Origin of the sequence: Paracoccus sp. J56 (genome assembly GCF_019633685.1) — a bacterium.
Classification (GTDB): domain Bacteria; phylum Pseudomonadota; class Alphaproteobacteria; order Rhodobacterales; family Rhodobacteraceae; genus Paracoccus; species Paracoccus kondratievae.
On sequence record NZ_JAFL01000005.1, the window covers coordinates 1 to 20,656 of the forward strand.

Sequence of the window (20,656 nt, forward strand, 5' to 3'; positions counted from 1 at the left end):
TCCAGGCTCAGCGATCGAAGGCTTTGGCCAAAAAATCGCGCTCGACGACGAGCTGGCCGATCTTGGCGTGCAGCTTCGTGACCTCGGCCTCCCGGCCGACCTGTGCGTCGGAAGCCTTGTCGTCGAACGCCTTGGCCAGGTTCTCGATGGCCTGCCGCTTCCACTGCGTGATCTGGTTGGGATGAAGCTGGTGTTTCGTGGCTAACTCCGAAATCGTCCGCTCGCCGCGGATCGCCTCAAGCGCGACCTTGGCCTTGAACTCGGCCGTAAACCGTCTGCGTGTCTTCATGCTGGATCGTCCTTTTCATCGGTCGATCCACCTTATGCCCCTGTCTCAGAAACCGGCACCACCTCACCAAGCTGCATCATCATTGGAACAAAGACCGGCGCAAAGACCAGATAACGCGCCGAACCGCTGATGATAAACATGTCCGCAACCGCTTCCAGCAGAAAGAACAGTATTAGGACAGCCACAACCGGCACCGCCAGCTGGGTCAGTGCCTGCCCGCCCCGAATGGCCAGTACCGCGCCCAGGTTCGATTCATTGAAAAGATACAGGAACTGGCTGACCACGATGGCGATGACAATAAAGGGAGAGACCGTCTTGACCGCCTCGGTCATCAGCCGCGCAAGATCGCTTAGGTTGCCGATCTTGCCGGTGCCAACCCCGAACACCGTCCCGGCCAGGAAAAAGACCATCAGCAGCAACGGAAAGATCAGTCGCATCAGCGGTGCATCGACCACCAGCGAACCCGAGGGCGAACGCAGAAAGCTGTTTTGCGGAATCGCTGCGACGATGACGGCCAAAAGGAACAACCCAACCGCCAGATAGCTGCGCCGCAGCGCCCGGCGCTCGACATCCGTGACCACGATATCCGGCGTCCCCGCCAGTTCGCCTTCGTATTTTCCAAAGCGCGGCTCGACAAAGACCACCGTCACGAAGGTGGCGATGGCAGCAACGACGATGGTGCTGGTCGCGAGCAGGTAATAGCCGTTCAGAATGTTCATGTCGAAGCTCTCATCATAAAGATGCGCCGACTGAACGCTGATCGGGGTCAGGATCACATCGAAACCGCCCGGGATAACGCTGACGCCAAAGGCGCCTCCGACCACGGCATAGCCAAGAAACAGGCCGACCAGCGGGTGCCGGCCCATGCCCAGAAAGACGCTAGCCGAAAGGGCCGGAATGATGGCAAAGGACACATCCCCCGCCACATTGCCGATGGCAGCGATGCAGGCGATGGCAAAGACAACATAAATGCCGCGGACATTGCGCAGAGATTGCTTAATCGCGACGGTAAAGAAGCCGACCTGTTCGGCAATACCGGTTACGGCGGCCATCACGATGACCACTGCCAACACCGGAAAGTTTTGCAGGTTCGCCGTCAGCCTGCTCATCCAGGTCAGAATACTGTCGATTGTCAGCATGCTGCGGACAGCGATCACCTCTCCTGACTGGGGGTGGGTGGCGGTGACACCCGCCCATGACAAAAGCGCCGAAAGCAGCAGTACCAGCGCGATAATGCCCAGAAATATCGCCAGAGGATGGGGGATCTTGTTGCCGATACGCTCGACCGCACTCAGAAACCCGCGCTTTTCGATGATGACCGCATCACTCATTAATTAACCCTTTACCGCCCGAGAGGCATTCGATCGCGTATTGCGCATGCAGCGCCGCACCCAGAACCAGTGAGTTTTCGTCGATATTGAAATTCGGATGATGATGCGGAAAGTCCGAGCCCAAAGAGGGATCTCGGATGCCGATAAAAGCAAAAACCCCGGGATAGCTGTCGAGGTAATCGGCAAAATTTTCAGACGCCATCAGCGTGTTGAACTTGGTCATTGACGAGGACAGGCCCAGATTGCGGACCGCCTGTTCGGCAATGCGGCTGAAGGTGGGATGGTTCTCAACAATCCCGCAACCCAAACCCCATTCAACCGTCGCCGTCGCCCGAAAGGTCTCGGCCGCGGTAATGGCCATACGCTCGACCGCCTGCACCATCTCAGCCTGAATCCGGGGCGAGGTGGTGCGCAAGGTCCCCTCGATCATCACTTCTTCGGGGATGATATTCGCGCTTTCGCCACCGGCGATTTTGCCAAAGCTTAGCGAAACCGGGGCAAGCGGGTCGATCTCACGGCTGGTGATGGTGGCGCAGTTCATCACGATCGCAGCCGCGGCGATGATCGGATCAACGCCGCGATTGGGATAGGCGCCATGGGTGCCGCGCCCCTTGACCCTGATCGACAGCTTTTTCCCGGACGCCATCCTTGGTCCCGCCTCGACCGAGATCTTGCCGGTCTCAAGCTCTGACCAAAGGTGAATCCCAAAGATGGACTGAATGGGGAATCGGGCCAGCTCGGCCTTGATTTCGGCGGTGCCCATTCCGACCTCTTCGGCCTGCTGGAAGCAAAGCTTTACCGAACCCTGCAGCGCATCGCGATTGGCCCAAAGGATGCGCGCCGCAGCCAGCAGCATGGCGACATGTCCATCATGGCCACAGGCGTGCATGACGCCAGGCACGGTCGAGATATAATCCAGATGGCTATTCGCCTCATGGATCGGCAGCGCGTCCATATCAGCACGCAGGGCGACCATCGGCTCGGCCCGCGCGCCGCTGATCGTCGCAACCAGCCCGTAATCCCCGACCCGGACATAGGGGATGCCGATCCCCTCCAGCTCTGTGGCGATCAGCTGCGAGGTCTTTTCCTCTTGCAAGGATAGTTCGGGGTTGGCGTGCAGACGTCGCCGGATAGCAATCATGTAGTCATGCTGAGCCCGAGCCCCTGCAAGAATATTCATCCGCTTCTCCTCCTGCGCGATCAGCGCGATTGCCTACCGCAGCAGGAACAGAATTCTGGCAGACCTCTTACAAAGCCGGACCACAGCAAAGACGCCCGTCAGAGGTGACCAGGCGTAATGCTAACCATCTGGTTTCATACCCAGAAATACCTTATAAAGATCGCATCCATGCTGAACGGATATGGCAATGAAGCTAAGACAGTTGCGATATTTCCTGTCAGTCGTGGAATGCGGCAGCATCACCGCCGCCGCGCAGTCGATCCGCGTCGCTCAACCCGCCCTGACCCGGCAGATCCAGGAGCTGGAGACGGATCTTGGCACTCAGCTGTTCACCCGCACGGCCCGGGGAGTGACGCTGACGGATGCCGGGCTGCAACTTCAGCGCGACGCTGTGCGCCTGCTCAGCGATTTTGAACAGGCACGCCAGAATGCGATCCGCGCCGGACGGGGCGAGCTTGGGACCCTGTCGCTGGCCCTGCCCGTCATGCAGATCATCCCGGCCCAAATCAGCGAGCTGTTGCGTTCGCTGCGTGACGCACTGCCCGATGTATCGATGACCTTCAGCCACCTGCTGTCCGAAGCGCAGTTGCCTTTGCTGCGAAAAGGTCGCCTGGATGCCGGCCTGACGCTGTTTCGTCCGCCAAACGACCCCGAACTGGCCGGCATACCCATTTATTCCGCAGGGCTTGGCATCGGCTATCCCAGCGACTGGCGCTGGCCCGAAGGCCAGCCGAAACGACTAAAGGACCTCATAGGTCGCGATTTCGTCTGGCTGCCGCGCCATGTTGCGCCATTATGGCACGATTGGGTTATCCATGCCTTTCACGAGGCAGGCTTTGTGCCACAACCCGCTACACTGGCCGCCAATGGCTCAATGATGCTGTCGCTTGTGGCGGCGGGTATGGGTTGCGCCATCATGCCGATGGATGTGCATGTCCCGCCCAATGTCTCGCTGACGCGGCTTGAAGACCTGACTCTGACGCAGGATTGGGAGCTGGTCTGGCGCACAGACAACCCCTCGTCTGTTCTGCACCACGTGATAACGGTCGTCCGCACAGCCTATGAAATCAAGCTCGGAAACGTGACATAACCTTCCCGACACCCCCCCATTGCATTCACCTGCGCAGAGGCGCAGTTATCGGGAGATTTTGTGGCCGGGAGTGTGGAATCAATGCAATGGTCTGATGTGTTTGCGACGCGGAACGCCCGGATGAAGGCGTCCGAAATCCGCGAATTGCTCAAGCTGCTGGACCAGCCCGACATCATTTCCTTTGCCGGCGGCATTCCCGACCCCGAGCTTTTCCCCGCCGAGGCGTTTTCCAAGGCCTTTGCCACCGCCATGCAGCCCGGACAGGCCAAGGTCGCATTGCAATATTCGGTGTCCGAAGGGTATCGCCCCTTGCGCGAATGGATCGCCGGGCGCATGGCCGATCTGGGCGTCTCTTGCGATGCGGACAATATCCTTATCACCTCGGGTTCGCAGCAGGCACTTGATTACCTAGGAAAGCTTATGCTGTCGCCGGATGATACGGCGCTGGTCACATGGCCCAGCTATCTGGGTGCGCTTGGTGCGTTCAATGCCTATGAGCCGCGCTATGCCCGCCTTGATCCGTTCAGCAACGAGTCCCCCGAACTGCTGAAGGCGCAGGCCGGGGCCGCAGGCGGCGCAATCAAATTCGCCTATCTTTCGCCTGATTTCGCCAACCCCACCGGGGAAACCCTGTCCCTGGCCGGGCGTGAGGCGCTTCTTGATCAGGCCGAGGCTCTTGGCATCGCGATCATCGAGGACGCGGCCTATCAGTCCCTGCGGTTTGACGGCGATTCAATTCCTCCGATCCTTGCTCTCGATGTCGCCCGCAATGGCGGGATCGAAAAGACCCGCACCATCTATTGCGGCACCTTCTCAAAAACCCTGTCGCCCGGCCTGCGCGTCGGCTGGGTTTGCGCAGCCAAGGACGTGATCGGGCGGCTGGTGCTGATGAAACAGGCTGCCGACCTGCATTCGCCCACACTGAACCAGATCGCGACGAATGACGTGGCCCGTGCGCTGTTTGACGAACATGTCAACCGCCTCCGCACGGTCTATTCCGCCCGCCGTGACCGGATGATCGCGGCGCTTGCGCGCGAAATGCCCGCAAATGTTCACTTTACCCGGCCCGAAGGCGGGATGTTCATCTGGGTAACGCTGGACCCGTCGATTGACGCGGCAGAGCTGCTTGCCCGTGCCGTCCGTGACGCCCGGGTGGCCTTCGTGCCGGGGGGCGCGTTCTTTGCCGATGGGTCGGGGCGCAACACGCTGCGACTAAGCTTCTCTTGCGCCAGCGACCAGCAAATCGACGAAGGCATCCGCCGGCTTGGCGAAATGCTGAAGGCGCCGGCAGCAAGGTAAAGCTGCCGGGGTGGGCACCATTTAGCCTCTACCTCAGCCCAGCCGCACGGCGACAGCAGCGTCATCCATCGATTCGGCTGCCCGAACCTGCGGCTGGGGCATCGCGGGTATGAGCGGACAGAACCGGATCACCGACAAGACCAGATCAGAAACTGGCGCGATCAGTTCGCCATCATACTGCGCGACAATGCGGCTCTCTGTATCCGAACCGCTCCGGTCCCCGGGGTATCCTTTGGGCCAAACCCTGTTGCACTGATTGATCAGCCCCTGATGCATGCACGGCACGTACTTTCGCGGCCAGTGGCTTAAGTCGCGATAACGGCCCCAGTGTCCGCCTGCATCCTGTTTCGGACCGGTCTTGCCAACCGCCGCACCGTGCCTGGGTCCTTCGGTGTCCGACGAGGGGCAAGGAAGACAGCACTGAACCGGGGCGTTTCTGCAATGGCTTCTCCCTGATCGCGATGTGGTCGCCGCCCCCGCCGCCAGCATCAGCAAACCGGCAAGCAGACCCTGCCCCCTTTCGGGGCTAAGCCGGGCTTGTCATCCGACCACCTCTGCCGGGTTGCTTTCCGGGCCAAGCGCCCCCGTCATCAGCCCGACCACATCGGGCATACTGCAATTCTTTGGCCTGACGGTGCAAAGCCGCTTTCCCAGCCGGTGTATGTGGATGCGGTCCGCGATCTCGAACACATGCGGCATATTGTGCGAGATCAGGACAATCGACAGCCCCCTGGCCTTCAGCTCGGCAATCAGGTCCAGAACGCGCTGTGACTCCTTGACCCCCAGCGCAGCGGTCGGTTCGTCAAGGATGATGACCCGGGACCCGAAGGCCGCAGCCCTTGCCACGGCGATGCCCTGTCGCTGACCGCCGGACAGGGTCTCGACCGGCTGATTGATGTTCTGGATGGTCATCAAGCCCAGCTCATTCAGCTTTTCACGAGCGAATGCGCGCATCCGCCCCCAGTCGAGCATCCGCAATACCGATCCGGCGAAACCCGGTCTGCGCAACTCGCGCCCCATGAACATATTGTCGGTGATCGACAGGGCCGGAGACATGGCAAGCGTTTGATAAACCGTTTCGATCCCCGCCCGCTGCGCCTCTTTGGTCGAGTTGAACTGAACCGGTTGGCCCTGAAACCGGATTTCGCCCGCGTCGGGCCGAACCGCGCCAGACAAGGCCTTGATGAGCGAGGATTTTCCGGCACCGTTATCGCCGATCACGGCAAGAATCTCGCCAGGATACAGGTCGAAATCAGCACCATCCATCGCGACGACATGGCCGTAACACTTGACCAGCCCACGGGCCTGCAGAATTGGTTGGGTCATGATGTTACCTTTCTGATCCACTGATCGACCCCGACCGCCACGATGATCAGCACGCCAATCATCAGATAGGTCCATTGCGCGTCAGCCCCGAGCAGGCGCAGGCCAAGGGTAAAGACCCCGACGATCAGGCCGCCGAACAGGGTGCCCATGATCGAGCCACGCCCCCCGAAAAGCGAAATCCCCCCGATGACGACAGCGGTAATGCTTTCGATGTTCGTCAGCTGACCAACATTGGGTGAGACAGACCCGATCCGCCCGATCATCACCCACCCGGCAAGAGCGCAGATCAGCCCCGCCACTGCATAGACCGAGATCAGCGTGCCCCGCACATTCACCCCGGAAAGCTCGGCCGCGCCCGGATCGTCGCCCACGGCATAGACATGCCGTCCCCAGGCCGTATGGCGCAGCACAAAGGCCAGAAACAGCACCAGCGCCAGCATGAAGATGGTGCCAAGGGTGAAATCGGTCCCGGCGATGTTCTGTTTCGCGGCAAAGAGATGCAGCAGCGGTGCTTCTGCCGCGATATCCTGCGCCCGGATCGTTTCATTGCGGGAATACAGGAAATTCGCCGCCATCAGGATCTGCCACATGCCCAGTGTCACGATAAACGGCGGCAGCCGCATGATCGACACGAGCAGCCCGTTGATCGCACCAAACAGCGCACCCGCCGAAAGCCCGCACAGGATCGACAGACCAGGCGGCAGGCCATAGCGGAACGTGAACTGCCCCATGATAACCGAGCTTAGCACCATGATCGCCCCAACACTCAGGTCGATTCCCGCGGTGATGATGACAAGGCTTTGCGCCGCGCCGACGATCCCGACAATGGCGACCTGTTGCAGGATCAGCGTCAGCGCGAGCGGGGAAAAGAACCTCGGCCCGATCAGGATGCCAAAGACCAGGACCGAAACGACAAGGACCAGCAGCGGCACCAGCGAAGGGTTGGTATGCAGCGCATGCTGAACGCGATCCAGCATCGAGCGCCCGCCCCCGTGCCGGAAGCTGTCGGCCGAGACCGACTTTTCTGTAGATGTCATGAATAGTCTCCCAGGTGCTTCTGAAAGGCAAAGAGGCAGCAGCGGCCTCTTTGCCCGATGAGCTTAGCCCCAGCAGAGCTTGGCGCCTTCGGCAGAGTCGATCGACTCCAGCCCCTCGACCGGCTTGTCGGTAATCAGGGTCGTACCGGTGTCAAAAAAGTCTTTCCCGGGCTCCAGTTCAGGCTTTTTCCCGGTTTCGGCATATTCCTTGATCGCATCGATACCCATTTGCGCCATGCGCATCGGATATTGCTGCGCTGTCGCGCCGATAATGCCTTCGGCAATGTTCTTGACGCCCGGACAGCCCCCGTCCACCGAAACCAGCAGCACATCTTTTTCACGACCAGCCGCAACCAAAGCCTCATAGGCGCCCGCCGCAGCCGGTTCGTTGATCGTATGGACAACGTTCACGTCCGGATTGATTTGCAGGATGGTTTCCATCGCCTTGCGGCCACCCTCTTCGGCACCGTCGGTATAGGCATGGCCGATGATACGACTGTCATCCTCATCCCCGATCACCCTGGGATCCTTGACGTCGATACCAAAGCCGGACATGAACCCCTGATCGCGCTGGTAATCCACTGCGACCTGACTTGCGTTCAGATCCAGAAAACCGATCCGTGCCTCGGCAGCCTTGTCGCCCAGTTGGGCTGCCGCCCATTTGCCGATCAGTTCGCCCGCCTTGAAGTTATCGGTCCCAAAGGTCGCATCCGCCGCATCAACAGGATCAAGCGGTGAATCCAGCGTGATGAAAAGGATCCCCGCATTCCTTGCCTGTTCGACCAGAGGGACGATGGCCGCACTGTCGTTGGGCGACATCAGGATTCCCTTTACACCTTCGAACATGCAGGTTTCGATTGCCGCGACCTGCGCCTCATGATCGCCGTCATATTTGCCGGCAAAGGTTTTCAGCTCGATCCCGACTTCTTTGGCGCGTGCGACCGCCCCTTCACGCATCTTTGCGAAAAAGGGGTTGCTGTCGGTCTTGGTGATCAGGCAGGCACTGATCTCGGCGGCACCTGCGGAGGCAGCAAAAGCGGCGCAAAGGCCAAGAAAAGCCACGGTTGAAAGGATGGGTTTCATTATTCATCTCCACTGTTGGACAGGCGTGCGAAGGCAGCGGGCAAAATGCGCAACCGCACCCTTGCCCGTACCGGTTTGCTTCAGAGGCGGGACAAATCAGCCGGTGTGGTAACCACCGTCGACGGGCAGAACCGCCCCGGTAACAAAACCAGCCGCGTCAGAGGCCAGAAACAGCGTGGGGCCAACCAGATCCTCGACAGTGCCCCACCGCTTGGCCGCCGCGCGCTGCGCGATGCGGTCTGCGGCCTCGGATTCGGACCACAGCGGCTTGGTCATCTCGGTCTTGTGGTACCCGGGCGCAATGGCGTTGACGCGGATGCCGTCGGCACCCCATTGATGGGCAAGCGCACGGGTCAACCCGACGATCCCCGTCTTGGAGGCGGTATAGGACGGGACCGTCGGATCCGCGAGATAGGACAACATTGACGCAACATTGATGATATTGCCGCGCCGGGCCTTCAGGCCGGGATAGGCCGCCCGCGCAAGCCGCATCGCGCTGTTCAGGTTGATGTCCATGACTGCGAGAAAAGTTTCCTCGTCCCATTCATCGCCGGGACGCGCGACACCCTGACAGTTGACCAGAACATCCAGCTCGCCCAGCTTTTCAAACCGCGCCCGAACCGCGTCATGGTCCCGGACATCCAGCCGCTCAAAGGACAGGTTCGGCCTTGCCTGGGCTTGCGCCCCGGCTAGCCGCTTTTCCGAGCCCCCGGTCGCAATCACCGTTGCACCGCAATCGGCAAACCCCTTGGCCAGGGCAAGGCCGATACCACCAGTGCCGCCGGACAGCAAAACGGTCTTGCCGGCAAAGGTAGTGCCGAAGACCTCCTGATAACCCATAACGTCACTCCTCCTCTGAGTTTTCACCATCTACACCGAGGCGCGGCCTTAAAGGCCGGGATCGGTTCGTCATTCCTGCGGCAGCAGACCCAGCCGTCCGAACAGGCCCGCAAGTTTGCCAGGGCTGGCGATCAACGCCCCCGCAGGCGGCTTTAACGTGGGAATCTGCGGACAAAAAATCGTCGTCATTCCGGCTGCCAGACCGGCGGCAGCACCCGTGGGACTGTCCTCAACGACGACGCAGTCGGCTGGCGGAACCCCAAGGCGCTCTGCGGCCAGCAGATAGCCTTCGGGATCGGGTTTGCCGCGGCGAACATCGTCACGGCTGACCGTCACCGGAAAATAGCGGGCAAGGCCGGCGACCGACAGATTATGTTCAACCTCGGCACGCGTCGAATTCGAGACAAGGGCCATGTCCCGACCGGCATTGGCCAGCGGTGCCAACAGATCCGCCTGCGACAGCCTCGTGATCCGGTCCGCCGTCTCGCGGTAATGCCGCCATTTCACCGCGCGCCAGCCTGCACGATCCAGCGTGATGGCGGTTTGAGCCACCAAAGCTTCATGCACGCGGTCCTCGCTCGCACCCAAAAGCCGGTCGTGAAACTCTGCCGGTACCGACAGGCCCAGCTCGGCAATCGCCGCATAAAAGGCCAGTTCGTGAGCAGGCTCACTATCGACCAGCGTCCCGTCGAGATCCCACAGAACCGCCCTCATATCAGCGCATCCAGTTCAGCGTAAAACGGCTGCGCAGCGGCGTATAGCTTTTCATAGATCGGCATCATCCTGTCATAGCAATCCGCCCATTCCGGTTCGGGCAGGATTTCACGATCAAAGACCACCATACGCCGGACTGCCTCGGCCAGATCCGGCGCATCGCCGACAGCGACCGCCATCATCGCAGCAGCCCCGATGACGCCGCATTCCAGCTCGCGCGGGACCAGATAGGGGACGCGATACATGCTGGCCTTGATCCGCAGCCAAAGGTCGGATTTTGCACCGCCGCTGGCCGCAACGAACCGCTCAGGGCGCCGGCCCTGCGCCTGAAGCGCCCCAAGCCTGAGGCGCACGGAAAAGGCCACGCCCTCCAGCACGGCCCGATGCAATTCGGGCAGTCCATGCGCGGCGGTCAATCCAAAGAATTGCGCGCGCGAATTGCGGTATTCGCCAAAGCGTTCCCCCGACAGATAGGGCAAAAAGAACAGCTTGTCAGAACCCGGCAAAGCGTGCCGTGCAGCATCGGCAATCTCGGCATAGCTACGGCGATTTTCGTGAAAAGCGCGCCGTGCCCATCTCATCGCATCACCACCCGCATCAAGCAGGGTCAGGCTGCCCCAATTTCCCTCGACCGTCGCGACATTCGAGACCTCGGGGTCGATGACCGGGGCGTCGTGCAACAGCGTCACAATCGTCGAGGTCCCCGTGACATCCGAAGCCATGCCGGGCGCCATGACGCCCGACCCAAGCAGGGCAACGGGATAATCACCGCCTCCGACCAGAACTGGCAGCCCTTCGGCAAGGCCCAGCCGCGCGGCGGCCTGCGGCGTCAACCCGCCCAGCACCTCGACCGGATCACGAAGCGGCGGCAGCAGATCGCGCGAAATCCCGGCCAGAGCCAGCAGTTCGCCGGACCAGTCGCGGGTCGCAGCGTCCATCAGAAAGCTCATCGACCCTTCGGTGCGGTCCTGTGCGCGAACGCCGGTCAGCTTGAAGTTGATCCAGTCCTTGGGCATCAGAACGGTCCGGGTGGCCGCCATGGCCGCCGGGTCATGGGCCGCAAGCCAGCGCAGTTTGAAAGCAGGCCAGGCCGGGCTTGGCGGGTTGGCCGTCCGCGCAAGGTATTCCCCCGGGGCGTGGCGGGCAGCAAAATCCCCGACGTCAGCCAGCGTGCGCTTGTCGTTCCACAGCGGCACCGTCTCACGCGTAAGCTGACCGTCCGCGTCGATCAGAACCGTCCCGTGCATCTGTCCGCAGGCACAGATCGCCGAGACACGGGCCGGCGCGTTCTCGACCCGGGTCAGCACGTCACGGATCGCCTCGACCGTGCCTGCCCACCAATCCGCCGGGCGCTGCTCGGACCAGCCGAACTGCGGCACAATCTGTTCATGCTCGCGGCTGCTCATGGCAAGGATCGTACCGCGACGCTCGACCAGCGCCGCCCGCAGGCTGCCGGTGCCGACGTCAATGGCAAGATACAGGTCACGCATGGCAGGTTCCCTCAGGTATGAACGCCTTGGACGTCATCTCAGCCGTGCCAGAGCAGCAACGACCATCGGCGAAGTGACGGGCATCGGCTCGTTGTGAATGATTTCTCCGGGGCGGCAAGCCCGTTCGGCAATACGGAAAAGATCATCATCGCTTGGCGCGACAAGCCCGATATCGCCCAGTCGTACTGGCAGGCGGACCTTGGCGCAAAAATCGCGCACGCGGGCGAATTCAGCCTCATCCCCCTGAATCAACAGGCCCGCCAGAACCCCAATGGCAACCTTTTCGCCATGCAGATGGCCATGGACCGCATCAATTTCTGTCAGCCCATGATGAATGGCATGGGCAGCAGCGACACCGCCGGATTCAAACCCGATCCCGGACAACAGGATATTCGCCTCAACCACCCGCTCGATCGCCGGGCCTGCGGTATCGGCATCACATTCGGCCAAAGCTGCAGCACCATGTTCAAAAATCGTGTCGCGGCAAAAGCGGGCGATTTCATAGGCCAGCGGCAGGCCGGGCATGCCAAGGCAATTCGCCGCCCCGCTGCGCCTGCAAGCCTCGGCTTCATAAAAGGTCGCAAGTGCGTCACCGATGCCCGCCGCCAGAAATCTTGCAGGCGCACGGGCGATCAGCCCCGTGTCGACCAGCACCAGATCAGGGTTACGGGGCAGAAAGCGGTCATAAGCCACCGTTCCATCATCATGATAGACGACCGCAAGGGCGCTGCACGGTGCATCTGACGCCGCGATGGTCGGCACGACGATGACCGGCAAGCCAGCCTCATGCGCCGCAGCCTTGGCAGTATCCAGCGCCTTGCCCCCGCCGATGCCAACCAGCACGCCAGCACCCTTGTCGCGCGCAGCCCCGGCTGCCGCAGCAATGGCGGTTTCGCTGCATTCGCCGCCATGGCGCAGGACCAGCGCGTCGGTCTTGTCCAATGCAGAGGCAAGTTCGCCCGCGATCAGCCCATGCACGCCCCCATCCACAAGAACCAGCGCAGATGACCCCGGCGCCAGGCCCTGAATTTCCGCACCCAGACGTGAAAGCGCACCCGGTCCCTGAAGGTAACGACCGGGAAAGCGCATACCGGCAGGCATGATCTTACCAGCAGACATAACCGCCATCCGCCAAAACGATGGAACCGGTCATCAGACTTGCCGCATCACCCGCAAGAAACAGCACGACCGAGGCAACCTCGTCGGGACGGCCCATCCGGCCCATGGGGGTGCCGCCGATCCAATGCCGATGCATCTCGGGGTCATCATAGACATAGGCGTTCATCTCGGTCTCGATATAGGTGGGCGCGACCGCGTTGACCCGCACCCCCCGCCCGCCCCATTCGGCAGCAAGCGAACGGGTCAGATGGTGGACACCAGCTTTCGAGGCATTGTAGTTCGCCTGCTCTTGCGGGCGATTGACGATAAAGCCCGACATCGAGCCAACGTTGACGATGCTGCCCGTCCCCTGTTCCAGCATTGCGCGGCCAAAGGCACGGCAACACCAGAAAACCCCGTTCAGGTTCACGTCGATGACCTTGGCCCAGACCTCATCCGTCATGTCCTCGGCCGGCTTGTTCGAAATGGCGATACCTGCGTTGTTCACCAGGATATCGACCCTGCCGTGTCGTGCGACCACATCCGCCGCCAGGGCCTCGACCGCCGCGACATCGGTCACGTCCAGTGCGGCAGCCTGGGCCCGGGCGCCGGTTCCGGTGATCTTTGCCGCTGCGACCTCGGCTGCCTTGCCATCCATATCGGTCAGGATCACGGTTGCCCCGGCCTCGGCCAGCGCCTCGCTGATTGCCAATCCGATGCCTCGGGCTGCGCCGGTGACAACGGCAACACGGCCGTCCAGTCGGAAACGTTCAAGATACATGGATGTATTCTCCGAAATCAGCGGCGAAAGAAGGAAGAGCCGTATTGCAGCAGCATCGCCCCGATGATGATGACGCCCATAAAGACCTGCTGGTGATAGCCAGGCACATTGGCAAGGTTCATCAGGTTCGCGATGATGCCAAGGATGAACACGCCAACAAAGGTGTTCAGAGCACTGCCACGCCCGCCCATCAGGCTTGCGCCGCCGATCACCACCGCCGCAATGGCGTCAAGTTCAGCGCCGACCCCGATATTGGCCGAGCCGATCCCGGTGCGGCTGGACGAGATGATCCCCGCAGCAGCAGCCAGAATGCCCGAGATGACATAGACCGCGACCTCATAGCGCGAGACCGAGATCCCGGACAAGCGAACCGCATCACGGTTTGAGCCGATGGCCTTAACCAGCCGGCCGAACCGGGTATAGGTCAGCACCAGCCCAGCAACGACGAAAACCGCCAGCATCAGCAACACGGGATAGGGAACTCCCGCGACAAAACCCGTGCCAAAGGCGGTGATGGTTTGCCCCGCCTCTCCCATCCTGATGGGTTGCCCGGATGAGGCGATGAACGCGGCCCCGCGCGCAATGGTCATCACGGCAAGCGTTGTCACAAACGCCGGCAGGCGCAGAAAGGCCACCAGCAGGCCGGAAACCAGCCCGCAGGCCGCGCCGACGACAAGCGTTGCCCCGATCGCAAGCCCCGGTGCCATCTGCTGGACAAGGACGGCGGAAACCACGCTGCCCAGCGCCGAAACCGAACCGACAGACAGGTCGATGCCCCGGGTCAGGATGACAAACAGCATTCCGACGGCCATCAGCCCGGTCGCCGCCACCTGCCGCAGGACGTTCATCAGGTTGCGCTGGGTCAGGAACACATCCGAAAGCATACTGGCAACCGCAAGCAGCACGATCAGGATCACGAAGGTTCCATAGCGATGCATGAGATCACCGAAATCAAGACGGCGAGTATCGGGTTTGGTCACCGTGGACATGGAATTATCCTCATGCAGCGTTCGCGTTACTGGTCATCGCCAGCTTCAGCAGTTTTTCTTCGGAGTAGTCGGGGGGCATAAGCTGACCGGCAAGCCTGCCCTCACGCATCACAAGAATACGGTCGCACAGGCCGAACAGTTCGTGATGTTCGGACGACACCACAAGCACCGCCTTACCCTCTGCCGCGAACCTGCGAATAAGCGAGTAGATCTCGGTCTTGGCACCAACGTCGACGCCGCGGGTGGGTTCGTCAAAGATCAGTACGCGCCCTTCTGCATGAAACCATTTCGCAAGCACGACCTTTTGCTGGTTGCCACCCGAAAGGCTTGAGACCGGAGCATCCTGACTGGAAGCCTTGATCCGCAGCTGATCCGACAGGGCGTCAACGGCCTGCCGTTCGGCGCGGCGGCGGACGACACCGACAAGGTTCGTCAGCGGGTCAAGGCGCGCCATGGTCGCGTTCACGCGGATCGGCATGTCCAGAACGACGCCCTGATCCTTGCGACTTTCCGGCACAAGACCGATCCCGGCCCGCACCGCGTCCCCGGGACGGCGGATGCGCATCTGTTGCCCTGCAACAAAGATACGGCCGGCGTCATGACGGTCAGCGCCAAAGATCAGCCGCACAAGCTCTGTCCGTCCGGCACCGACAAGGCCGCCCAGACCGACGATCTCTCCGGCCCGCACCGTCAGCGAAACGTCCCGCACCACGTTGCCACGCCCAAGACCTTCGGTACGCAGCAACTCACGCCCTATTTCACGCGGGACATCCTCGCCAAAAAGCGCATCCAGCCGACGTCCGACCATCATGCGGATGACATCATCAATAGTCACCGCGCTTTTCTCGACCATGCCGACGGTCGTCCCGTCTTTCATGACCGTCATACGGTCAGCAATGCGGAACACCTCATCAAGGCGGTGCGAAATATAGACCACCCCGACACCCTGATCCCGCAGGTCGCGGATGATCGTAAGCAGCCGCTCGGCATCCTGCACCGACAGCACCGCAGTCGGCTCGTCAAAGACGATGACGCGCGCATTTCTTGAAAGTGCCTTGGCAATTTCAACCACTTGTTGTTGAGCAACAGACAGATCCCGGACCATGGCCTGCGGCTGAATGTCAAAGCCAAGCCGCTGAATGATGTCACGCGCGCGCCGCTTCACCTCGCGCCAGGAAATCAGCCGGGGCAGTTCAGCAAGAAAGATGTTTTCGGCAACGCTAAGGTCTGGAACCAGCGCCATCTCTTGATGGATGACGACGATTCCGCGCTGCATGGCATCTGCGGGCCGGTGAAAGACGGCCGACAGGCCGTCGATACGGATCTCTCCCTCACTCGGCAAATGCTCTCCGCCCAGAACGCGCATCAGGGTGGACTTGCCCGCGCCGTTTTCACCCAGCAGGGCGTGCACCTCGCCAGAGCGAAGGACGAAGTCCACGCCTTTAAGAGCATGGATGCCGCCAAAGGATTTCCGGATACCGGAAAGCTGCACCACTTCTGTCATGGAAGCTTCTCTGCAAGGGATCGGAGGATAAAAGGCGGCAGAGACCATAGCCGTCCCCGCCGCCGTCGATCAGAACACCGCGTCGGGGCGATAGTACTTGCCGACGTTGTCTTTGGTGATCACTGCGGGCTCGGTATAGGTGATCTTGCCCATACCTTCAGGCAGCTCGCCATCGACTGCCTGTTTGGCCAGATCGACCGCCGTAGTCGCGACGATTGCCGGATCGTTAAGGCCGGTGGCCCCGTATTCGCCGGATCTGATCAGCTCCAACGCCTCTTTCTGACCGTCAGCGGCCGCAACCAGCAGCACGTCCGTCTTGCCTGCCGCCTTGAGCGCATTGCGCGCGCCAAGGACCATCGAGTCATTCTCGCCCAGCACAACATTGACGTCCGGATGGGCGACCAGGATGTCCTCCATCGCGTCGAGGCCGCCTTCATTGTTCCACAGACCCCAGCCCTGGCCGACGATCTCAAACCCTGCGGTACCGCTGGTCTGCAACTGACCCTCAAGCAGCCCCGCAAGCACGCCCAGCCGGCGCTCTTGCCCGACTTCGTTGCCCTGATCGCCCGAGATCAGCGCGATCTTCAGCGGCTTTCCCTTGGTCTGATCGGCGATCCAGCGCCCGACCAAAAGGCCGTTGCGACTGTTGGACGACTGCACCAGCGTCACGAAATCCGCGCTGGAATCCAGCGTCGAGTCGATGACGAAAACCTTGACCCCCTGAGCCGAGGCCGCGTTCACGGCAGGGACCAGTCCCTGACTGTCGCGCGGATTGACCAGCAGCGCCTCGACCCCGCGCGCCACCATATCCTCGATATCAGCGACCTGCTTGTTCAGATCATTGCCCGCGTCGGCTGTCATGATCTCGCAGCCGATCTCGGCGGCACGAGCTTTGGCGGCCACCTCTTGCGCGGCAAAATAGGGGGCATCCAGCGTCTTCATCGACAGGCCGATGGTGCATGCGGACGCCTCAGCCGCACTCATGGCCGTAATCGAAGCAACAGCGACAAGCGCAAGCCTTGCAGTGGTTTTCATTGGCAGTTCCTCCCAGACGGTGGTGAGTCCCGGGACATGCGCCCGCTGCTCATCTTTCGTAGTTTTGCAACTTAATATTTTCCGAGTCAACAATAATATTCGCCGCAATTTAGTGTAACCTTGGCAAATAGGGCATAATAATTGAGTATTGATTTCAATCTAGCTATCTTTTACGTAGCAAAACAACCAAACAGAGAGGCCCTGCATGTCCATCCCTACCCCAGCAAGCTGCCGCGTATCCCCCGAGGCCGGCACGATGTCGAACGGAACCGGACATTACGAAAAGCGCCTCAGCGATCTGGCGGGTCTTTATGCAGATCAAACGGCCTTTGCCGCCCTGCTGGCCGAGGGGGACCGGGTCGTCTATGACGTCACCGAGTTTCGCCCCTCGGAAAAAGCAGGGGATGTGATCTTTGGCGTCACCAGAATGAGCCCCGGCCGCATCGGCGATGAGTTCTTTCTGACCCGTGGCCACATTCACGCGAAATCTGACCGCCCCGAAATCTATTATGGCCAGAAAGGCACCGGGCTGATGCAGCTGGAATCGCCCGATGGCGAAACCCGCATTGTCGAGATCGGGCCGCAGACGATCTGCTACGTGCCCCCCTACTGGATTCACCGCTCGGTCAATATCGGCGACGAAGATCTGGTGATGGTGTTCTGCTACCCCGCCGATTCGGGTCAGGACTATGGCATCATCGAACGCTCTGGCGGCATGCGTCACCGCGTCGTCGCAGTGGATGACGGTTGGACCCTTACCGACAATACCAGCTACGTTCCCCGCCCCCCGGAAGTCGCCGCCGCGCTTGTCAGTAATGCCGTCTGAAGTCGAAGGAAATCACGAATGCCCTACGAAGCCGCACGCAAACCGACCTTTTATTTCATCGGCGTAACCACCGCGAAAAGCTCGATCATGCGGGTCTTTCCCGCCTGGGCGCATCATCTCGGCCTGGGCGATGTCGAGATCCGCGGCATGGATTTTCAGCCACATGCCGAACCCGCGCGCTATCGCGAGGCCGTTGAATTCATCAAGGCCGATCCTCTGTCACTCGGCGCACTTGTCACCACGCACAAGCTCGATCTCTTTGCCGCCTGCCGCGACCTGTTCGACGAAATCGACCCGCACGCCGCACTGATGGCCGAGACAAGCTGCCTGTCAAAACGGAACGGACGGCTGATCTGCCACGCCAAGGACCCGATCTCATCCGGTCTTTCGATCGACAGTTTCCTGCAACCCGGGCATTTCGCCAGCACCGGGGCCGAGTTCTTTTCAATGGGGGCGGGCGGCTCGACCATCGCCATGACATGGCACCTGATGCAAGCCCGACGCGGGGCAGACAGACCTTCGCGGATCGTGGTTTCCAACCGCTCGCAGCCGCGCCTTGACCATATTCGCGACATCCACCGGCAGATCGGCGGCGACGTTCCGGTCGAATATGTCCTGGCCCCGACCGCCGCCGAAAATGACAGGGTGCTGGCAGGAATGAAACCCGGCAGCCTGATCGTGAACGCGACCGGGCTTGGCAAAGACGCGCCGGGATCGCCACTGACAGATGCCTGTCAGTTCCCGGAACGCGCCGTGGTGTGGGAGCTGAACTATCGCGGCGATCTGGTCTTTCTGGATCAGGCACGTGTTCAGGCCTCCGCGCGCAGGCTGCAGGTTGAGGACGGCTGGACCTATTTCATCCACGGCTGGACACAGGTGATCGCAGAGGTCTTCGATGTGGCGATTCCCACCTCGGGTCCGGAATTCGACGCCATCGCCCGGATTGCCGGCGAAGTAACCGGAAGGATCGCTGCATGAAACGCTTTCCGTCCGCTCATCCGGGGCTGTGCCATGCGGCTTAACCCCCGGCCCGGAGCTATCGCAGACGGCCCTGCCATCCATTGGCTGGGGCAGGCCGGTTTCTGGATCGACACCGGGGCGCATCGCCTGCTGATCGACCCTTACCTGTCCGACAGCCTGGCGCGGAAATATGCCGGCAAGCGTTTCGATCATCGTCGCATGATGCCGGTACCGGTGACGCCCGAGGCTCTGCCGCGGCCAGACATCGTGCTGATCACCCATGCCCATACCGACCATATGGACCCCGACACTCTGGGCCCCCTGCATCGCCGTTTTCCCGACCTGCCATTTGTTGTGCCGGCCGCCCGGGTTGAGGCGGCGCGCGAAAGGATCGGCGAGAATGCCTCCCTGATCGCCGTCAACGCCGATGATGAACCGGAGCCCCTGCCCGGCCTGACGCTGCGGGTGCTGCCGGCCGCCCATGAAATGTTTGAGCGGGACGAAAAGGGGCAGCATGTGTTTCTTGGCTATGCCTTTGCCTCGGGCGGAGCCCGCATCGCGCATTCCGGCGACACGATCCCCTACCCCGGGCTGGCCGAGCGGTTTCGTGATTTCGGGACAGACATCCTGCTGCTGCCGGTCAACGGACGAGACGCCGAACGGCGCGATGCCGGGATTCCGGGGAACCTGACGCTGGATGAGGCGATCACAGTCACGACCGCAGCTGCAGCGCGCTACCTCGTGCCGCATCACTTTGGTATGTTTGCCTTCAACACGCTCGATCCGGCGACCATCGACGCGGCCGCGGCAGCAAGCCGCGATCCGATCATCCTGCGTCCCGAAATCGGCATGGCAATGGACCTGCAGAAGGACTGACTGATGGATCTGATGGCAAGCGAAAGCCTTGACGACAACCTGCTTGAGGTAATCCGGCGCGCCCTGCCCGGATTACGCAAGTCCGACCGCCGCGTCGCCGAGACGATTCTTGAGGCCCCGCTTGCCGCCACCGAAATGACCCTTGCCGCACTGGCCGAAGCATCGGGCGTCAGTGAGCCGACCGTTCTGCGTTTCTGCGCTGCGATCGGCTGCGAAGGCTTTCGCGATCTTCGGGTAAAGCTTGCCCGCTCACTGGCCTTTTCACGCTCGACCTCGCATAGCGCAATCTCGGCCGAGGACGATCTGGGCACCATCGTCACCAAGATCTTTGACTTCAACCTCTCGAACCTCGCCTGGGCGCGCAGCAAACTTGATCCCCAGCGGCTGGCCGCCGCAGTCGAGACGCTTTCCTCCTGCGACCGTATCGAATTCTTTGGCTTTGGCGCATCCGGCATCGTCGCACGCGATGCGCAACAGAAATTCCCGCTGTTTGGCGTACCCTGCGGCGCCCCGACCGACGGTCATCAGATGTTCATGACCGCCGCAATGGTCGGGCCACGTGATGTCGTGGTAGCGATCTCGAACACCGGTACCACGCGTGAGGTGATCCAGGCGACCCGCCTTGCAAAAGAACGCGGCGCCCGGACCATTGGCATCACCGGTTCGGAAAGCCCGCTGCTGCGCCACTGTGACATCGGCATCGTGGTCGAAACGCTGGAGAACACCGACGTCTTTACCCCGACGATTTCGCGCGTGGCCGCCATGGTCATCATCGACATTCTCTCAACCGCCGTCAGCCTGGGCCGGGATGAGGCGCATCGCGCACGCGTCGCCGACATGAAACGCCACCTGGCCGAAATGCGTGCCAGCGGAATTTACTGACCCCCTGCGCCTCGCGCAGGCCGCCC

General features: G+C 61.3%; 19 protein-coding genes and 1 pseudogene. 6 read left to right on the top strand and 14 right to left on the bottom strand.

Going from position 1 to position 20,656, the window contains the following annotated elements; genetic code table 11:
- Positions 1–22: 22 nt before the first annotated feature.
- From M511_RS04850 to M511_RS04860, 3 genes and pseudogenes are all read right to left on the bottom strand, one after another.
- Positions 23–289, bottom strand: a pseudogene (locus tag M511_RS04850) (transposase); the annotation flags it as partial.
- A 32-nt stretch (positions 290–321) separates the two neighbouring features.
- The gene (locus M511_RS04855; RefSeq protein WP_240547537.1) at positions 322–1,620 is read right to left on the bottom strand and encodes an AbgT family transporter; all 1,299 of its coding nucleotides are present in this window, start codon (positions 1,618–1,620) and stop codon (positions 322–324) included.
- The gene (locus M511_RS04860; RefSeq protein WP_010394280.1) at positions 1,613–2,800 is read right to left on the bottom strand and encodes an amidohydrolase; all 1,188 of its coding nucleotides are present in this window, start codon (positions 2,798–2,800) and stop codon (positions 1,613–1,615) included. The genes M511_RS04855 and M511_RS04860 overlap by 8 nt, the downstream gene beginning before the upstream one ends.
- Before the next feature lie 187 nt (positions 2,801–2,987).
- Here M511_RS04860 and M511_RS04865 point away from each other — a divergent pair, with 187 nt between their 5' ends.
- Positions 2,988–3,890, top strand: coding sequence for a LysR family transcriptional regulator (locus M511_RS04865; RefSeq protein ID WP_010394277.1), 903 nt, complete (start codon positions 2,988–2,990; stop codon positions 3,888–3,890).
- A gap of 81 nt (positions 3,891–3,971) precedes the next feature.
- Positions 3,972–5,189, top strand: a complete 1,218-nt coding sequence (locus M511_RS04870) for an aminotransferase-like domain-containing protein (protein ID WP_085501512.1) — start codon at positions 3,972–3,974, stop codon at positions 5,187–5,189.
- Positions 5,190–5,729: 540 nt separating this feature from the next.
- Here the strand turns inward: M511_RS04870 and M511_RS04875 are convergent.
- The 11 genes from M511_RS04875 to M511_RS04925 all read right to left on the bottom strand — a co-directional run bounded on the left by M511_RS04875 (position 5,730) and on the right by M511_RS04925 (position 17,086).
- A complete protein-coding gene (locus M511_RS04875; RefSeq protein WP_085501514.1) occupies positions 5,730–6,515 on the bottom strand; it encodes an ATP-binding cassette domain-containing protein in 786 nt (261 codons plus the stop codon).
- Positions 6,512–7,492 carry an ABC transporter permease gene (locus tag M511_RS04880; protein WP_227493529.1) on the bottom strand — a complete coding sequence of 327 codons (981 nt, stop codon included), beginning with the start codon at positions 7,490–7,492 and terminating at the stop codon, positions 6,512–6,514. Before M511_RS04880 ends, M511_RS04875 begins: the two co-directional genes overlap by 4 nt.
- Before the next feature lie 123 nt (positions 7,493–7,615).
- A complete protein-coding gene (locus M511_RS04885) occupies positions 7,616–8,635 on the bottom strand; it encodes a sugar ABC transporter substrate-binding protein (RefSeq protein WP_010394264.1) in 1,020 nt (339 codons plus the stop codon).
- A gap of 96 nt (positions 8,636–8,731) precedes the next feature.
- Entirely contained in the window at positions 8,732–9,475 is a 744-nt protein-coding gene (locus M511_RS04890) for an SDR family NAD(P)-dependent oxidoreductase (protein ID WP_010394262.1), read from the bottom strand.
- A 69-nt stretch (positions 9,476–9,544) separates the two neighbouring features.
- Positions 9,545–10,189, bottom strand: coding sequence for an HAD family hydrolase (locus tag M511_RS04895; protein WP_085501515.1), 645 nt, complete (start codon positions 10,187–10,189; stop codon positions 9,545–9,547).
- Complete coding sequence (locus tag M511_RS04900) at positions 10,186–11,679, bottom strand: xylulokinase (protein WP_085501516.1); 1,494 nt, start codon at positions 11,677–11,679, stop codon at positions 10,186–10,188. The genes M511_RS04895 and M511_RS04900 overlap by 4 nt, the downstream gene beginning before the upstream one ends.
- A gap of 33 nt (positions 11,680–11,712) precedes the next feature.
- On the bottom strand, positions 11,713–12,798 hold the full coding sequence (locus M511_RS04905) for a glycerol dehydrogenase (protein ID WP_085501517.1): 1,086 nt from the start codon (positions 12,796–12,798) through the stop codon (positions 11,713–11,715).
- Positions 12,785–13,558, bottom strand: a complete 774-nt coding sequence (locus M511_RS04910) for an SDR family NAD(P)-dependent oxidoreductase (RefSeq protein ID WP_010394250.1) — start codon at positions 13,556–13,558, stop codon at positions 12,785–12,787. The genes M511_RS04905 and M511_RS04910 overlap by 14 nt, the downstream gene beginning before the upstream one ends.
- Before the next feature lie 17 nt (positions 13,559–13,575).
- The gene (locus M511_RS04915; RefSeq protein ID WP_085501518.1) at positions 13,576–14,547 is read right to left on the bottom strand and encodes an ABC transporter permease; all 972 of its coding nucleotides are present in this window, start codon (positions 14,545–14,547) and stop codon (positions 13,576–13,578) included.
- Between the two features lie 10 nt (positions 14,548–14,557).
- Positions 14,558–16,051, bottom strand: coding sequence for a sugar ABC transporter ATP-binding protein (locus M511_RS04920; RefSeq protein WP_085501519.1), 1,494 nt, complete (start codon positions 16,049–16,051; stop codon positions 14,558–14,560).
- A 69-nt stretch (positions 16,052–16,120) separates the two neighbouring features.
- Positions 16,121–17,086 carry a substrate-binding domain-containing protein gene (locus M511_RS04925; protein WP_010394244.1) on the bottom strand — a complete coding sequence of 322 codons (966 nt, stop codon included), beginning with the start codon at positions 17,084–17,086 and terminating at the stop codon, positions 16,121–16,123.
- A gap of 205 nt (positions 17,087–17,291) precedes the next feature.
- Here M511_RS04925 and M511_RS04930 point away from each other — a divergent pair, with 205 nt between their 5' ends.
- The 4 genes from M511_RS04930 to M511_RS04945 are packed head-to-tail and all read left to right on the top strand — an operon-like array spanning position 17,292 to position 20,630.
- The gene (locus M511_RS04930) at positions 17,292–17,912 is read left to right on the top strand and encodes a glucose-6-phosphate isomerase (RefSeq protein ID WP_240547538.1); all 621 of its coding nucleotides are present in this window, start codon (positions 17,292–17,294) and stop codon (positions 17,910–17,912) included.
- 18 nt (positions 17,913–17,930) lie between these two features.
- Positions 17,931–18,890: a shikimate dehydrogenase family protein gene (locus M511_RS04935; RefSeq protein WP_085501521.1), complete on the top strand. Its 960-nt coding sequence runs from the start codon at positions 17,931–17,933 to the stop codon at positions 18,888–18,890.
- A gap of 33 nt (positions 18,891–18,923) precedes the next feature.
- The gene (locus M511_RS04940) at positions 18,924–19,748 is read left to right on the top strand and encodes an MBL fold metallo-hydrolase (protein ID WP_010394240.1); all 825 of its coding nucleotides are present in this window, start codon (positions 18,924–18,926) and stop codon (positions 19,746–19,748) included.
- A gap of 3 nt (positions 19,749–19,751) precedes the next feature.
- Positions 19,752–20,630 carry a MurR/RpiR family transcriptional regulator gene (locus M511_RS04945; RefSeq protein ID WP_010394238.1) on the top strand — a complete coding sequence of 293 codons (879 nt, stop codon included), beginning with the start codon at positions 19,752–19,754 and terminating at the stop codon, positions 20,628–20,630.
- Positions 20,631–20,656 lie beyond the last annotated feature (26 nt).

What these genes read in the sequence shown, in the direction of transcription:
- M511_RS04855 (WP_240547537.1), bottom strand. Translation starts at nt 1,620, where the DNA reads ATGAGTGATGCGGTCATCATCGAAAAGCGCGGGTTTCTGAGTGCGGTC.
- M511_RS04860 (WP_010394280.1), bottom strand. Translation starts at nt 2,800, where the DNA reads ATGAATATTCTTGCAGGGGCTCGGGCTCAGCATGACTACATGATTGCT.
- M511_RS04865 (WP_010394277.1), top strand. Translation starts at nt 2,988, where the DNA reads ATGAAGCTAAGACAGTTGCGATATTTCCTGTCAGTCGTGGAATGCGGC.
- M511_RS04870 (WP_085501512.1), top strand. Translation starts at nt 3,972, where the DNA reads ATGCAATGGTCTGATGTGTTTGCGACGCGGAACGCCCGGATGAAGGCG.
- M511_RS04875 (WP_085501514.1), bottom strand. Translation starts at nt 6,515, where the DNA reads ATGACCCAACCAATTCTGCAGGCCCGTGGGCTGGTCAAGTGTTACGGC.
- M511_RS04880 (WP_227493529.1), bottom strand. Translation starts at nt 7,492, where the DNA reads ATGCTGGATCGCGTTCAGCATGCGCTGCATACCAACCCTTCGCTGGTG.
- M511_RS04885 (WP_010394264.1), bottom strand. Translation starts at nt 8,635, where the DNA reads ATGAAACCCATCCTTTCAACCGTGGCTTTTCTTGGCCTTTGCGCCGCT.
- M511_RS04890 (WP_010394262.1), bottom strand. Translation starts at nt 9,475, where the DNA reads ATGGGTTATCAGGAGGTCTTCGGCACTACCTTTGCCGGCAAGACCGTT.
- M511_RS04895 (WP_085501515.1), bottom strand. Translation starts at nt 10,189, where the DNA reads ATGAGGGCGGTTCTGTGGGATCTCGACGGGACGCTGGTCGATAGTGAG.
- M511_RS04900 (WP_085501516.1), bottom strand. Translation starts at nt 11,679, where the DNA reads ATGCGTGACCTGTATCTTGCCATTGACGTCGGCACCGGCAGCCTGCGG.
- M511_RS04905 (WP_085501517.1), bottom strand. Translation starts at nt 12,798, where the DNA reads ATGTCTGCTGGTAAGATCATGCCTGCCGGTATGCGCTTTCCCGGTCGT.
- M511_RS04910 (WP_010394250.1), bottom strand. Translation starts at nt 13,558, where the DNA reads ATGTATCTTGAACGTTTCCGACTGGACGGCCGTGTTGCCGTTGTCACC.
- M511_RS04915 (WP_085501518.1), bottom strand. Translation starts at nt 14,547, where the DNA reads ATGTCCACGGTGACCAAACCCGATACTCGCCGTCTTGATTTCGGTGAT.
- M511_RS04920 (WP_085501519.1), bottom strand. Translation starts at nt 16,051, where the DNA reads ATGACAGAAGTGGTGCAGCTTTCCGGTATCCGGAAATCCTTTGGCGGC.
- M511_RS04925 (WP_010394244.1), bottom strand. Translation starts at nt 17,086, where the DNA reads ATGAAAACCACTGCAAGGCTTGCGCTTGTCGCTGTTGCTTCGATTACG.
- M511_RS04930 (WP_240547538.1), top strand. Translation starts at nt 17,292, where the DNA reads ATGTCCATCCCTACCCCAGCAAGCTGCCGCGTATCCCCCGAGGCCGGC.
- M511_RS04935 (WP_085501521.1), top strand. Translation starts at nt 17,931, where the DNA reads ATGCCCTACGAAGCCGCACGCAAACCGACCTTTTATTTCATCGGCGTA.
- M511_RS04940 (WP_010394240.1), top strand. Translation starts at nt 18,924, where the DNA reads ATGCGGCTTAACCCCCGGCCCGGAGCTATCGCAGACGGCCCTGCCATC.
- M511_RS04945 (WP_010394238.1), top strand. Translation starts at nt 19,752, where the DNA reads ATGGATCTGATGGCAAGCGAAAGCCTTGACGACAACCTGCTTGAGGTA.